The 14499-nt window shown below is 22.7% G+C and carries 17 protein-coding genes; 3 read left to right on the top strand and 14 right to left on the bottom strand.

The window, feature by feature from the left end; translation table 4 throughout:
* Nucleotides 1-31: 31 nt before the first annotated feature.
* The 9 genes from AAHH39_RS07975 to AAHH39_RS08015 all read right to left on the bottom strand — a co-directional run bounded on the left by AAHH39_RS07975 (nucleotide 32) and on the right by AAHH39_RS08015 (nucleotide 4606).
* Nucleotides 32-190 carry a hypothetical protein gene (locus AAHH39_RS07975; protein ID WP_342217679.1) on the bottom strand — a complete coding sequence of 53 codons (159 nt, stop codon included), beginning with the start codon at nucleotides 188-190 and terminating at the stop codon, nucleotides 32-34.
* Between the two features lie 14 nt (nucleotides 191-204).
* Nucleotides 205-1059, bottom strand: coding sequence for a hypothetical protein (locus AAHH39_RS07980; protein ID WP_342217680.1), 855 nt, complete (start codon nucleotides 1057-1059; stop codon nucleotides 205-207).
* 198 nt (nucleotides 1060-1257) lie between these two features.
* Complete coding sequence (locus AAHH39_RS07985) at nucleotides 1258-1560, bottom strand: hypothetical protein (protein ID WP_342217681.1); 303 nt, start codon at nucleotides 1558-1560, stop codon at nucleotides 1258-1260.
* Nucleotides 1561-1578: 18 nt separating this feature from the next.
* Complete coding sequence (locus AAHH39_RS07990; protein WP_286641354.1) at nucleotides 1579-1956, bottom strand: hypothetical protein; 378 nt, start codon at nucleotides 1954-1956, stop codon at nucleotides 1579-1581.
* A 16-nt stretch (nucleotides 1957-1972) separates the two neighbouring features.
* Nucleotides 1973-2161 (bottom strand): hypothetical protein, encoded by a 189-nt coding sequence (locus tag AAHH39_RS07995; RefSeq protein ID WP_338956674.1) that lies wholly within the window; start codon nucleotides 2159-2161, stop codon nucleotides 1973-1975.
* Nucleotides 2162-2179: 18 nt separating this feature from the next.
* Nucleotides 2180-2368 (bottom strand): hypothetical protein, encoded by a 189-nt coding sequence (locus AAHH39_RS08000; protein WP_338956672.1) that lies wholly within the window; start codon nucleotides 2366-2368, stop codon nucleotides 2180-2182.
* Between the two features lie 16 nt (nucleotides 2369-2384).
* Nucleotides 2385-3203 (bottom strand): hypothetical protein, encoded by an 819-nt coding sequence (locus AAHH39_RS08005; RefSeq protein WP_342217682.1) that lies wholly within the window; start codon nucleotides 3201-3203, stop codon nucleotides 2385-2387.
* Between the two features lies 1 nt (nucleotide 3204).
* Entirely contained in the window at nucleotides 3205-3450 is a 246-nt protein-coding gene (locus AAHH39_RS08010) for a hypothetical protein (protein WP_286640816.1), read from the bottom strand.
* A 211-nt stretch (nucleotides 3451-3661) separates the two neighbouring features.
* Nucleotides 3662-4606, bottom strand: coding sequence for an IS30 family transposase (locus AAHH39_RS08015; protein ID WP_342217683.1), 945 nt, complete (start codon nucleotides 4604-4606; stop codon nucleotides 3662-3664).
* An 853-nt stretch (nucleotides 4607-5459) separates the two neighbouring features.
* On the opposite strand from AAHH39_RS08015, the gene AAHH39_RS08020 reads away from it, so the two are divergent.
* Nucleotides 5460-5624 carry a hypothetical protein gene (locus AAHH39_RS08020; protein ID WP_342217684.1) on the top strand — a complete coding sequence of 55 codons (165 nt, stop codon included), beginning with the start codon at nucleotides 5460-5462 and terminating at the stop codon, nucleotides 5622-5624.
* Nucleotides 5625-5882: 258 nt separating this feature from the next.
* On the top strand, nucleotides 5883-6827 hold the full coding sequence (locus AAHH39_RS08025) for an IS30 family transposase (RefSeq protein ID WP_342217685.1): 945 nt from the start codon (nucleotides 5883-5885) through the stop codon (nucleotides 6825-6827).
* A gap of 155 nt (nucleotides 6828-6982) precedes the next feature.
* Here the strand turns inward: AAHH39_RS08025 and AAHH39_RS08030 are convergent, their stop codons facing one another.
* Nucleotides 6983-7570 carry a hypothetical protein gene (locus AAHH39_RS08030; RefSeq protein WP_342217686.1) on the bottom strand — a complete coding sequence of 196 codons (588 nt, stop codon included), beginning with the start codon at nucleotides 7568-7570 and terminating at the stop codon, nucleotides 6983-6985.
* Nucleotides 7571-7685: 115 nt separating this feature from the next.
* On the opposite strand from AAHH39_RS08030, the gene AAHH39_RS08035 reads away from it, so the two are divergent.
* Nucleotides 7686-8453 (top strand): transposase-like zinc-binding domain-containing protein, encoded by a 768-nt coding sequence (locus AAHH39_RS08035; RefSeq protein ID WP_342217687.1) that lies wholly within the window; start codon nucleotides 7686-7688, stop codon nucleotides 8451-8453.
* Nucleotides 8454-8482: 29 nt separating this feature from the next.
* On the opposite strand, the gene AAHH39_RS08040 is transcribed toward AAHH39_RS08035, so the two are convergent.
* The 4 genes from AAHH39_RS08040 to AAHH39_RS08055 all read right to left on the bottom strand — a co-directional run bounded on the left by AAHH39_RS08040 (nucleotide 8483) and on the right by AAHH39_RS08055 (nucleotide 14173).
* Nucleotides 8483-9721: an IS256 family transposase gene (locus AAHH39_RS08040; RefSeq protein ID WP_342219293.1), complete on the bottom strand. Its 1239-nt coding sequence runs from the start codon at nucleotides 9719-9721 to the stop codon at nucleotides 8483-8485.
* 383 nt (nucleotides 9722-10104) lie between these two features.
* Nucleotides 10105-10734, bottom strand: a complete 630-nt coding sequence (locus tag AAHH39_RS08045) for a hypothetical protein (RefSeq protein ID WP_342217688.1) — start codon at nucleotides 10732-10734, stop codon at nucleotides 10105-10107.
* A gap of 131 nt (nucleotides 10735-10865) precedes the next feature.
* A complete protein-coding gene (locus tag AAHH39_RS08050; RefSeq protein ID WP_342217689.1) occupies nucleotides 10866-12164 on the bottom strand; it encodes a hypothetical protein in 1299 nt (432 codons plus the stop codon).
* A 17-nt stretch (nucleotides 12165-12181) separates the two neighbouring features.
* Nucleotides 12182-14173, bottom strand: a complete 1992-nt coding sequence (locus tag AAHH39_RS08055; protein WP_342217690.1) for a hypothetical protein — start codon at nucleotides 14171-14173, stop codon at nucleotides 12182-12184.
* Between the last annotated feature and the right edge of the window lie 326 nt (nucleotides 14174-14499).

Here is a 14499-nt window from a genome sequence, read left to right on the forward strand (position 1 = left end):
CTAGTCATTTAATTATATTTACTAGAATTAATTAAACATAGTTATTTTTGTAAGTTACACAGATTACTAAACATTGCCTTTCTAAAATTTCTCATCAAAAACTTTTATTTTCTTGTTGGTTACTTGTTCTAGTATGTTTTGGTTTATTTATGTTTAAAAGTATTGCTGTACTAGTTGTACCAATTGGCATGATATTAATTTCCTTTATTTAAGAGTTATTTTAATTGGATTTGTTGTTCCTTTATAATTTAAGTCATTAACATTTGCAGTAATAGTTATATATAAGTCACCTGCTTTTTGTTTTTGATTACTTACATTAGTTTTTCCTTGTGCATCACTAAAATATTTAATAGTTGGATTTGTTAAATTAGGATTTAATGTTTTAAATTCATTAGTACTTTTTATTTCTGTATTTAATTCATTGTTATTGTTATTAACATTTGCAGTAATATTTGTTGTTAAAACTGTAATTTTAGTTTTTAAATCATTTTTTTCTGTTTTAATAACTCCACATAACATTCATCTTGATGTTGTTTCATTATTAGAAATATATGGGATTGCTTCTCCAACAACTTCACCAGCAACTTTATATGCTCTTCCTGCTTTAGCATCTTTAATAAAATCTACATAAATAACTGTATTTTCTATCATGTATCTTTTCATCGCTCTTGGTGTTGCTAAAACAAAGGTCATTAATTGTTGTTCATTTTTATCATTAGTAAAAATCATATAATCATCAAGAACGATTTCACATAATACGCCTTTTACATATAAATTATTTCCATTTAAACGTAATTGTTGTGCCAACTGATTATCGGTAATTAAACCTTTATTATCTGCTAAATAAACTAAACTATCATAAAGACCATTAGTAATAAAAAATTTACTATTTGCAATATTTCTAAATTGAAACAAAGTATTTCAAGCAGATAACATCGATTTTAAATAGTCTACTGGTGTTGTATCTTCAATATCGATTTTAGTAGCAAATTTTGCAATTGCTTGTGTATCATCAATTGCCAATTTATCTGCTAAATCATTTGCAACTTCATATTGCATACTATCTAATAAATTTTGTCCATTATTTGCTTTTAAATCTACATCTGCAATAATTTCTTTTAATTATGTAGAAAAGTATGGATGACCAAAAATTATTCATCAATTTACACTTAAAATATTATTTTTAATTAAAAATTTGTTAAAAGTAACATTATTTAGTGTAAAAATTCTCTAAAAATAACACTTTATCATGTATCATTACTTTTCTACAAAATTAAAGATAATTTCTCCTGCAAGATATTTTTTAGTTATTTTTTTACTAATTTTATCTGTATCAACATATGGTAATTCATATCTTTTACTTTTATCATCCCAAGCAATAATTTTTACTTCCGGTTTTTTTGGTTTTTTAACAATAAACTCAATATTTACTGAGTCAACAATTTCAGTAGGAAAAAAGTTTGCCCATGGACTATTTGAAATTTTAAAAAACTCTATAAATTCTGGTGCTTCTACTAATCTCTCTGTATTGTCTAAATTTTGATTAAATGGTACTGACATTTTATTTCTTCCTTTCGTTTATAAATAATTTTTCTTTTTATAATTAATTAAAAAATTTTCTTTATCATTTGTTTTATTATTAATAATTATTTGTTTATTGCCACCTGTATTAATTGTTTGTTTAAATACCGGTTGTTCTTTAATCATTTTTTTAATAGTTTCTTCAATTTTTGAATTTTCTATATTACTTGTTTTAAATTTTAAATAATCATAAAATTCAGTTTTAACTTGATATTTTTTAAATATATTAATCATTTCTTTTTCTTTAATTTCTTGATTAAGTTTATTTAACTTATTTTCTGCTTCATTAACTTTATTTTCTATTTCTTGTGAAGAAGCATTATTTTCAGTTAAAGGTTCAGTTGTTTGTTGAACATTATTTTCATTTTCTAACATTTACATCACCACTTTTTTATTTATTTTCTTTATTAATCTTTTCATTTAACTTTGCTAATTTTTTTTGATGTTTAATAATTTTGTTATTTGCTCTAACATGTTTTGGAGTTGTGATAAATCTTTTTAATAAAACAATAATTTCTCTGCAAATTAATGTTCCAACGCTTGTTCCAATAATAATTAATTCATGTATAAATTCTTTCATTTCAATATTTTCCTTTCATTAATTAATTTTTTGATTTGTATCTAATTCCATTACTAATATTTGATAATCCTGAATATAAGCATTTTCTAATATATGATGTTTATAATTTCTATGAAAATTAATAGCATTTTCAATTGTAGAAAATAATTTATATTTTGTTTCAATTCCATAATTAGTTTTATATTTTAATAAATAAGCATATTTCATTTTAATATTCTCCTTTTTATAAATGATAATAATTTTCATCAAATTCTAAATTTGCATTAACATTAACTTCACTCATATTATCACTACCATATTGACTAGTTATTTCACTATTAATTGAAAATCTATTATCATTATTAATTAAATGTGCTATTTCATTTGTAAAACTAGTTTCTTGCATTTCTACATCAAATTTTCTTTCCATAGGTAATAAATTATGGATAATTTCACTTGCACCAGCAATTATGGTAGGTACTGCATAAGCATTATTAAAATCATTATTTATCCCCATTGCAACACCACTTGAAATTAAACCACCACCAGTAGCCATATTACAAATTTTTCTTATTGTTTCAAATTTATTAGGTATTAACTCAGTTAATCCACTAATAAGATTTGAAATACCATAAGCATTTAAACTAATATATGTATCTCAATCCATTAATGATTGATTTTCTTGTTTATTTAATAGTAATCATGGCGGACCTTCTGTTGTAGTTGTAGTAGTTACTGGAATTGGTGTTGTTGGAATAATAGGATTAATATTATTTTCAGTTCATTTACTATAATTTGCTAATCCAATTGTTCCTAAACCTAATAAGATTTTTTTAGAACTATTAATTAATTTAGTTTTAGTATTTGGTCTTTGATTTAAATTTCATATATCTAAACCTAATTTTTTACCAAATAATAAACTATTAATTGAACCCAATATTGAATTATCTATTACTTGACCATAATAAGCACTTGTACCTATCATTGCACAAATTGGGCTTATACCAGTTCTTATTAATTTAGTTAAAGTATAATTTGATTGTGTATTTTCTATACTTGGCATTTTATTCTCCTTTAATTTCTAATTTTTTAACTGTTACTTTAATTCAACCTTGATAAACATCATTATCACCAACTATTAATGCAACATTACTTTCGGGATCAGAAACAATTATGTGTTTTGATTTAACATTTGGATATTGTCTTAAAATAATTGCTCTAATATCATTACTTGTATGAATTGCTTTTGGAAATGGTGATAATATTTCAATTTCATCTTTATTTTCAAACAAAGTAGGTAATATTATCATTAATGAAGTTCTCCATTTTCTATAAACTTAATTAATTTATAATAAGCAGTAAGTTTACCTGCTTCTTTTAATGAATCACATAAACAAATACTAATTTGCTTATTCAATCAGATAATTAATTTTTCATTATATTTATTAATTACTTTTTGTTTAAACTCTTCTCTTAATTTTTCTATATTACCTGAATTGTAAATATAAATGGGACAGTTTTTTAAAATAATTGTATTAAATCTATTGGTCTTTTATAAGATAGTGATTTTCTGGGTGTAGAATTAATTTGAAATGCTATAGTATTTAAATCTTTTTGTTTATATGAAGATAGATCTGTAGATTTTGGTAAATATCTTCTTAAAATACCATTATTATTTTCATTTAAACCTCTTTGACAAGGTTTACCAGGATCTGCAAAATAAATCTTAACATTACAATTTTTTTCGATTAATTTTCATTTACTAAATTCTTTACCACGATCAAAAGTAATAGTTTTAACTGTTCCTTTTTGTAACTTTGAAATAAATTTTATTATACTTTTTGTAATATTTTCTGATTTATTATTTTTAGTTGCTAAAGGAATTGTGGTTTTTGATCATATATCAGCTAAAGTAATAATAGAACTTTTATGATCTTTACCAATGATAGTATCACCCTCTAAATGATCAAATTCTTCTATATTTTTAATATTAGGAATGATTAAATTTCTTTCATGAATAGACTTACAATTATTAATTCTGCCCCTAGTTTCTTTTTGTTTGTGAGGTTTATTTTTTCCTTTTCTCAATAAGTTATTTTCATCAAAACCCATTCGATTTGTTTTAAACATGTTATATAAAGTTTTTGTTGAAATACTTTTTATTTTATTTTCCTTTAAAAAATTAGCAATTATATCAAGAGCATAATTTTTAGTAATTAACAAATGATTAATAGTATTAATTTCTATTAAAGTTAAAATTATTAATTTTCTACCTGCATTTTGTTTATTTTTTTGAATTTTATTCAATATTTCTAATGGTAATAAGTTTTGATTTAATAATCTACAAACTCTATGTACAGTTGATTTACTATAATCAATGGCTTTTGCTATTTTACGAATCGAAAATCCATAACTTTTATATTCTTTTATTGCTATTATTGATTCAATAGTCAGATACTTATACATTGTGCTAATTCCTTTCTTTTCTTAATTATAGAATTAACACAATTTAATTTTTATATAAGTGTCCTTTTTAATTTTACAATTCAGGTTATTAATACTATTAGTTTTATTCATTCCAGAAATTCTGGGCTCAAAAATAAATTGTGAAATTTTAAAAAGAAATCGAGGCATTCGATTCAATATTTATTTAATTTGTGTTAAACAAATTAATATTTTAATTGAACCTGCACCGCTCAATTTTTTTTTACAAGTTTGAAATTTATTTTCTCGCCCAAAAAAATTTTCAAAAAAAATAAAAAATAAAACCAACGCTTGCTCACTGAGAAGTGGCAAGGTTGGTTAAATAAAGAATAGAATTAATATAGTAGGTTCCCTAGTAGGTCTATATATACTAGTTTCCAATTCGCTCCCACCCCAAGAATTACCATTACTGGTTAGTATATTTTATTAGGTATCACTCCACTTTTTATTTATCCATGCAAGTCCACATGTTCTAGCCACTATTTTTAACAACTGTGTTGTGGTTCACTGTTTTAATTCCCTAACACGTGTTGATAATAGTGTTAAAGATGGTTATTAATTATTAACTTTCTCCTACTTGGTCACTGCGTGTAGTAGATATTTAAAGGGTGTTAATAATAAAAATTTTAAAATTTTACAATTACAAAAAAAGACAAGATTATTTCTTGTCTTTTTCCTTTGAGAATAATTTTTATTTTATCTTTTAAATGTATATTTTTTAAAATACGTCGAATATAAATTTAAGGGTAAAAGAGAATTTAATTTATCTATCATCATTTTTAAATGGTAATGTTGGAAAGAATTTATTTATCTAGTAATTTATCTTCCTACTTTTTTGGGAACCTCCCAATCATGTTGTATAAATAATGAAAATGATAATGGATATGGTTCTATAAATAATGATAATGTTGAAGATGGAGTTGTTATTAATAATCCTAAAAATGATATAAAAGATTGATTAGAACAACAAGCAATAACTGAAGCAAAAAAACAAATTTAAATGGTTTATTTAAAAAATTTAATTCATTTAATATAAATGAAATCAATGAAACACAATCATCAATAAGTGAGCATTTTTCAGATTCACGATATGCTGTGATGTAGTTTAGTTTAAATTAATATTAATCACTCTTATAAAAAGAGTGATTTTTTATGATTATATATTTTATTTTTCCTGAATTGTAAAATTAAAAAGGACACTTATATAAAAATTAAATTGTGTTAATTCTATAATTAAGAAAAGAAAGGAATTAGCACAATGTATAAGTATCTGACTATTGAATCAATAATAGCAATAAAAGAATATAAAAGTTATGAATTTTCGATTCGTAAAATAGCAAAAGCCATTGATTATAGTAAATCAACTGTACATAGAGTTTGTAGATTATTAAATCAAAACTTATTGCCATTAGAAATATTGAATAAAATTCAAAAAAATAAACAAAATGCAGGTAGAAAATTAATAATTTTAACTTTAATAGAAATTAATACTATTAATCATTTGTTAATTACTAAAAATTATGCTCTTGATATAATTGCTAATTTTTTAAAGGAAAATAAAATAAAAAGTATTTCAACAAAAACTTTATATAACATGTTTAAAACAAATCGAATGGGTTTTGATGAAAATAACTTATTGAGAAAAGGAAAAAATAAACCTCACAAACAAAAAGAAACTAGGGGCAGAATTAATAATTGTAAGTCTATTCATGAAAGAAATTTAATCATTCCTAATATTAAAAATATAGAAGAATTTGGTCATTTAGAGGGTGATACTATCATTGGTAAAGATCATAAAAGTTCTATTATTACTTTAGCTGATATATGATCAAAAACCACAATTCCTTTAGCAACTAAAAATAATAAATCAGAAAATATTACAAAAAGTATAATAAAATTTATTTCAAAGTTACAAAAAGGAACAGTTAAAACTATTACTTTTGATCGTGGTAAAGAATTTAGTAAATGAAAATTAATCGAAAAAAATTGTAATGTTAAGATTTATTTTGCAGATCCTGGTAAACCTTGTCAAAGAGGTTTAAATGAAAATAATAATGGTATTTTAAGAAGATATTTACCAAAATCTACAGATCTATCTTCATATAAACAAAAAGATTTAAATACTATAGCATTTCAAATTAATTCTACACCCAGAAAATCACTATCTTATAAAAGACCAATAGATTTAATACAATTATTTTAAAAAACTGTCCCATTTATATTTACAATTCAGGTTTACTAAAAATTATTTTATAAAAAATATCTGACTAATCTATACTAAATATAACACTTTATTAATTTTATTTAAGAAGATTAATAAAATGCTTATTTTAAAAACTAAATTTAGTATGTAAGTACTTAATTTCATTGAGAAATACTTTTAATATAAAATGTATTAATTAAAGAAGGATGTCATATATCTGTACCATAACAGTCAATATGAATTATTATTCCATTAACACCCATATTATTTAAAAATTTTGTTAAATTATCTTTAAATATAGAATTTCAAAAATTTTTAAAAGTTCAATTATCACCAATTTCATGCTCCATATTACTATAATCAAATAAGTTTCCATTAATAAAATACTTATAAATTACATCTCAATTATTTTGATTATTAATTAAATAATATAAATCCTGATAATTAATATAAATATCACCTGTATAATCAACTGAAGCAAAAGGACCAGGACTAACATGAGTTTCAAAATTACTTGTATTACTTTTTTCGTAACTATAATGATTATAATTTAACTCAATAATATTATTATTATGATCAAAAATATAACTAATGACATAACTTGTATCATCATTTGAAAATGGCATATTTAACATAAAATTATAAACGTATTTATTATTAATAATTAAATCAATAATTTTAGTAATTAATTCATTATTAATTTTTCCTTTTAAACTACTTTGTGCTATAAAATATATTCCCAAATTAATAGCAACTGACTGACTAATCCTTTAATTTTGTAGAAAAGTAGTGGTATTAGTAAAATTAGCAAAAATATATTTTTATATGGTATTTTTAATATTAAAGAGGTGATTTTAAATGAATAAAAATACAGTAAAAGAAATTTTAAATAATTTGTCTGATAAAGATTTTATTGAGATTTTTAGAGAAAATAAAACTAGAATTAAACAAATTGAGAAAAAAGAAAAATTTGAAGCAGTCGAACAAAAATTCAAAGAGAAAGGGATTCAATGTCCAGATTGTAGTTCTTTTTTGTGTACTAAATATGGTAGTAAAGATTATAAGCAAAGATATAAATGTAAAAGTTGTAATATTACTTTTCATGCTTTTAAAAATCATTATTTTTATTGAAGTCATTTATCTCATGATCAATGAGATTTATTGATACAAATAGCTACTTTAGGTCAATCTGCTTACATTATTTCTCAATTTATTAATACTACAAATAAAACTGCCTGATTTAATCGTCAAAAATTTATGAAATCAACACAATTAGTAAAAACACAAAATCAATTTGTAAAATTAAAAACTAGAATTGAAGTTGACGAAACTTTTATCAAAGAAATTCATAAAGGAAACTTTAAAGATCCAAATGATCCAAGAAAACAATGAATTGAAGAAAATGCTAAAGATTTAAATTGTTGTATTCAAATGGCAATTGATGAAAACCGAAATATCTATGCTCAAACAACAAATACTAAAAGATTAAATAAAAAATGAGTACAAGAAAACTTAACATCGAAACTTATCGAAGAAAATTCAATTATAGTTTGTGATATGCAAGTATTATATGATATAGTAGCTAAACAAACTAAATCCACTATCCAGCAGTTTGAGGCTTTTTAGAAATCTGTGTATCTTTGTTTTACAAAGTACTAGTTCAGATTAATTCTGTCTTCAAATTTTATCATAAAATGAGCAATTGCTGTATTTCAATTTTGAATAGGCAATGTTCATTTTTTTGTTATATTTTCAATTGCTAAATAAAATATTTTAAAAACTGACATATCATTAGGAAAAGCTTTTTTGTTTCTAATAACTTTTCGTAATTGACTATTAACAGATTCAATAGCATTTGTTGTATAAATTACTCTTTTGATTTCTGCAGGATAACTAATAAAAATCATCAAATTTTCTCAATTTTTATATCAAGATTTAGCAATTTGGGGATATTGTTTATTTCATTTACTTTCAAATGATTCTAAAGCTTGCATTGCTTGTTCTTCACTACATGCACTATAAATTGGTTTTAAATCTGTAACTAGAGTTTTTCGATGTTTGTATGAAACATATTTTAAACTATTTCGAATTTGATGAACAATGCATAATTGATGTTCTGTTTTAGGATAAACTGCTTGTATTGCTTCTGACATGCCTGTTAAATTATCACTACAAGCAATCAAAATATCATTTAAGCCTCGATTTTTCATTTCTGTGAAATTAGCTAATCAAAATTTAGCACCTTCATTTTCACTAATTCATAAGCCTAAAACATCTTTTTTACCTTCTAAATCAACTCCTAATGCTATATAAACTGATTTATTAATAATCCGTTTATCTTGTCGAACTTTAACTACTATACAATCAAAATAAACAATCGGATAAACGCTTTCTAATGGTCGATTTTGTCATGCTTTGACATCATCAATAACATCATCAGTAATTTGACTAATAACACTTTCACTAATATCAGCACCATGATATAACTCTTGTAACTGCATTCTAATGTCAGATAGAGTCATACCTTTTGCATATAGTGAAAGCACTTGTTGATCAAAACCATCAAATCTTCGCTGTCTTTTTGCAACTATTACAGGAGTAAAATCACTATTGCGATCTCTTGGTACATCAATCTCAATTTTACCTTGTTGAGTTATTAATTTTTTTGAACTTGTACCATTACGAGCATTTTCAGTATTACTATGTTGATTTTTTTCATATCCTAAATAATTTTGCATTTCAGAATTCAACATTTTTTCAACTAAACGTTTTGTTAATTCTTTATATAAACCCCCTTCTTTAAAAACTGTTGTTAAATCTTCAGTATTTTCTAATAATAAATCTACTGCTTTTGATATTGGATCATTATTATTAATATTTTGTTTTTTAGCCATCTGTAACTCACTCTTTCTAGTCATTTAATTATATTTACTAGAATTAATTAAACATAGTTATTTTTGTAAGTTACACAGATTACTAAACATTGCCAGCAGTTTAAATCAAAAGAAAATAAAGAATTAAATTATAAAAAATTAAGTAATGTCAGTAAAATACAATCAAGTTTAAAAGAATTTATTACTCATTACCATGGCATTGGATTTACCAATATTCAAAATTACCTCAATTTATGGAAATGAAAATATCAACACTACGGATTAACCCCTTATCAAAAATCCAATGTGTTATATTTCAGTTTGTAAAAAAAATAAATCCCAAAATTTAATAAAATCAAATTTTAAGTCAAGTTGATGACTTTTTTTATTTTACCACTACTTTTCTACAAAATTAAAAGACTAATCTTATTTTTAATTACTGCTTTAGCAATATAATATAAACCTGATGTTTCACTTAAACTATTGCTATGTTCAACTTTATCAGCACCTACTTGTTGTGAAATATCAATATGTTTATTAACACCACCAAATTGCAAATATTGTCAATCAGTATTATCACCACTAAAATCAGTAGATGAATACTGACTATTACTATAAGAATTGTAATTTGCTTTAACTGTAGTTATTTTTTTATGACTAATCATTTCTTGCATCGTATTTTCAATATTTAATTTTTGATCAGCAGGAATAATAATATCAGGATTATAAATTAAAGTTCCTTCATTATTTACTAAAAAAACATCTCTTGCGTTAGCAAAAGTATAACTTTTTAAAGCTGATGTGTCATAACTATAAAACTTATGATCAGTTATTGATTGATTAGTTATTATATCACTATCATTTAAATAACCATATTGATTATTAAATAATGAAGTTACAGAATCACTTATTGATGATTTATTTGCTAATAATTTATTAATGGTAGTATTAGTAGCATCAATAGTATTAATAATACTATTACTTGCCAAAGTTAATGTTGTTAATGTACTTAAAGTAATTAATAATTGTTTCATTGTATTTTTCCTTTCTATTTTTAGCATCCTAAAATAATATTTTTTATAAATTAAAATATCTTATTAATCTATAATAATAGATATAACATTTTATAAATTTTATTTCATAATGTTAATAAAAGATGATTGATTTAGTGTAGTTGAGAAAAAACACCTTCCGTTGCAAATTTAGAATATTCATATCATCTATAACTAATATAAATATTATGATCATCATGTCAAATTTGTGCATCAGCTTTTATTTCAACATGAGCTCCAAATATTCCTCCATCATGATTAACACTTACTGATCAAAAGTTATGATTAAAATTGTAACTAGTATCAATTTTAGAAGTATCAATACTTAATTTTGAACCACTATATTGATCCTTACCATATTGACAATAGACAGAAAAAAATGAATTATCATCAAAAGTTAATGTTGGATATATAGTAATAAAATCTTTTCAGCTAGCAATCTTACCATCTTGCGTAAAATTGCTAATAACAGTTGTAGGTCCATAATATCACATACCATAATCATTATTTCCACTATAACTTTCATAAGTTTTAACATTGATATTTGAAACAAGATTATCATTATTTCATTTTGTATAATAAATAGAAATTATATTATTATTATCAAAAATATAATTGATTGAATAATTTTTATCATTTATGTTCATTGGTGAACTATATATAAAATTAAAAATATTATTATTAGTACTAATTAAATTAATAATTTTACTAGTTAAATCTTTATTAAAATTATCTTTAATAATTGTTTGACTCATAAAATATGTTCCTAAATTAACAGCCACTGCTTTAGTAATTTTATTTTGATTTGCTGCTTTTGCAATATAATATAAACCTAATGTTTCACTTAAACTACTACTATTTTCAACTTTATCAGCACCTACTTGTTGGGAAATATCAATATGTTTTTCAACGCCACCAAATTGAATATATTGTCAATCAGTATTATCACCACTAAAATATTTGTTAGAATATTCACTTTTACTATATGGATTATAAATATTATAAATACTATCAATTTTTTTATGACTAAGCATTTCTTGTTTAGTATTATTAACATCAACTTTATCTTTTGCTGGTATTATAGCATCTTTTTTATAAACTAATTCACCTTTATCATTAACAATAAATAATGTTCGTGCTGATGTCTTACCATCACTTAATAAATAATTAGCATGACTAGTATCATAACTATAATATTTATGATCTATTATTGATTGATTAGTTATTATATCACTATCATTTAAATAACCATATTGATTATTAAATAATGAAGTTACAGAATCACTTATTGATGATTTATTTGCTAATAATTTATTAATTGTAGTATTAGTATCATCAATAGTATTAATAATACTACTACTTGTTAAAGTTAATGTTGTTAATGTACTTAAAATGATTAATAATTGTTTCATATTAGTTTTTCCTTTTTTTAACTTACTAACTGGTAATTAAAATTAAAATTAAAATCAGGGAATGTTAAAGTAGCACGATCACTAATAGTTTTGCCAGCAAACCTTTCTGATAAATCAAGAGTATAAAGTGTATTATCTTTAGTTGGTTGTGTTTCGCTGTCAGTAAATACTAATTTTACATTATTTAACTCTCAACCCGATTTTGTTGTTACTGCAACATCGGTTTCTAGAAAAATACTTTTTGTTTGAGTAATTAAATCTCAGAAATTATTTACCTTACCACCTTTAATATCTTTACTAATATCAACTGACATACCACTTGGTGTTTTATCACCATCTAATAAATAATTCATAGTGAACTGCCCAGTAAATCCATCATTAACTGGATGATAAGAATTGTTATTAATTGTATTTAATAAGCTATTTTTATTGGTAATTCAATTATCTAATAAATTATCTTGTTCATAAAAATGTTGACCTTCTTGTAAAATATTTGCATCTTGACCATCTTTTAATCAAATACCTTTTAATGCAAAATCTTTTGGTGAAGGATAATTACCAGTAATATTATTTTTATTATGACCATGAACAATTGCCTTAATGTTATCTAAACTTTTTGTTAATTTATGATCATTAGGATTAGCAGTTATTTTTATTTCAATATTTTTACCTAATTTATTATTAAAAATATCATGACCAACTTCTAAATTTGTTGATATTGTATAATCACTATCTTCAATATTAAGATCTGAATAATTTTTTTGGAAATAAGATTGACAAATCTTCTTTACACTCTCAATAATTTGACTATTAACGAATTTAACATCTTCTTCTGATAATTTACTATCCGCATTAATAAAATTACCTTTTTCATCTTTTTGATTATCTAAAGTAATTTGAAAGTTTTTATTATCTTTATCATTATTATATTGTGCTTCAATTTCATTAGTTAATTCTTTCATACTACTTAAATCAGCAATATCATTTTTAACATTTATAGTGCAATTATCTTTTTTTCCTGTAAAGTTTCAAGGATTATTATCTAAAGACGTAATTGAAAATTGAACAGGAACAGATGTAGTAAAATTTTGTGGTTCTGAACCATCTTGAAATTCAATTTTGTAATAACTAGGTTTAATTTCTTTTTTGGGTACATTTAATGCTTTACTTAAAGTTGTTGCAAATTGATCTTGAATTGTTGGAATTAATCATTTATCTTTTATTGAATCAATAGTAGCATTTTCAGGATTAGTAATATTAATAATTTTATCAGGAAAGTTAACTGGTAAACTAGCAATATTAATTGCAACTTGATTTATAATATTAATATTAATTTCGATATTAACATTAGTATTTTTAATACCAAAAATTGATGCTTGATCATTAGTTGTTAAATTTAAAACATAACTTTTAGACTCATTAAAGTTCTTTGGCAAAATAAAAGAAGTATTAGTTATCGGCTTTTTATCCTTACCAACAGTAAAGTTAACTGCTGGATTATAATTAGCATTTAAGAAAAAATTAATTGGTAATAAAGTTGAATTATCATTATCAATATCACTTTCAATTTTAGGATCAGTTTTTTGTAAATTATTATCAATACTACTTAAAACATTTGTAAAATCAATATTACCATTATCAGCAGCATTTTCAATAACATTAAAATTAACAATATTTGTTGATTTACTAAAATAAGCAATAGTAGAATCTAAACTAATAGGTCCAGAATTACGATGATGTTTTTGATAATAATCATCTCATAATTTATTATTAGAATTCGGATTAAATTCAGAATTATTGAAAGCAGCAGTAGTATGTAAGAGTAATATCGTAGTAACTGTTGTAGAACCAAATGCTAATAAATACAACGAAAATAATAAGATTCTTTTCTTCTTATTTTTTTTAACATTAATTGTATATATTGAATTAGATCCTGTTTTTATTTTTTTATGTTTATCCTGATTAATCATATCTTTACTCGGGCTATTACTATTTATTTTATATTTCATTTTAACAATCCTTTCCTAGCATTATTTTTAAAATAATCTAAAGTGAAAAATATAGCTTAACGCTTTAACTTGCTATTTTTAACTAAAATATTAAAATAGGAAAAAATATTAAAATAGTTTAAACCTTAGTTTTAATAAAAATAAAACTAAGGTTTAAAGTAAACCAATTAAATTTAGTTTTTATATTTTAATATTAATAATTTTAATAATCATATAAACTTTGCTATACACCTATTAAAATTATAAGGAAAGAAATACTCTGTCCTTAAAAATAATATTACACTTATTATAAAAAAAGACAATATTCTTTTTAAAAAAATATTGAA

Source organism: Spiroplasma endosymbiont of Amphimallon solstitiale (genome assembly GCF_964030965.1).
Lineage (GTDB): Bacteria > Bacillota_I > Bacilli_A > Mycoplasmatales > VBWQ01 > Spiroplasma_E.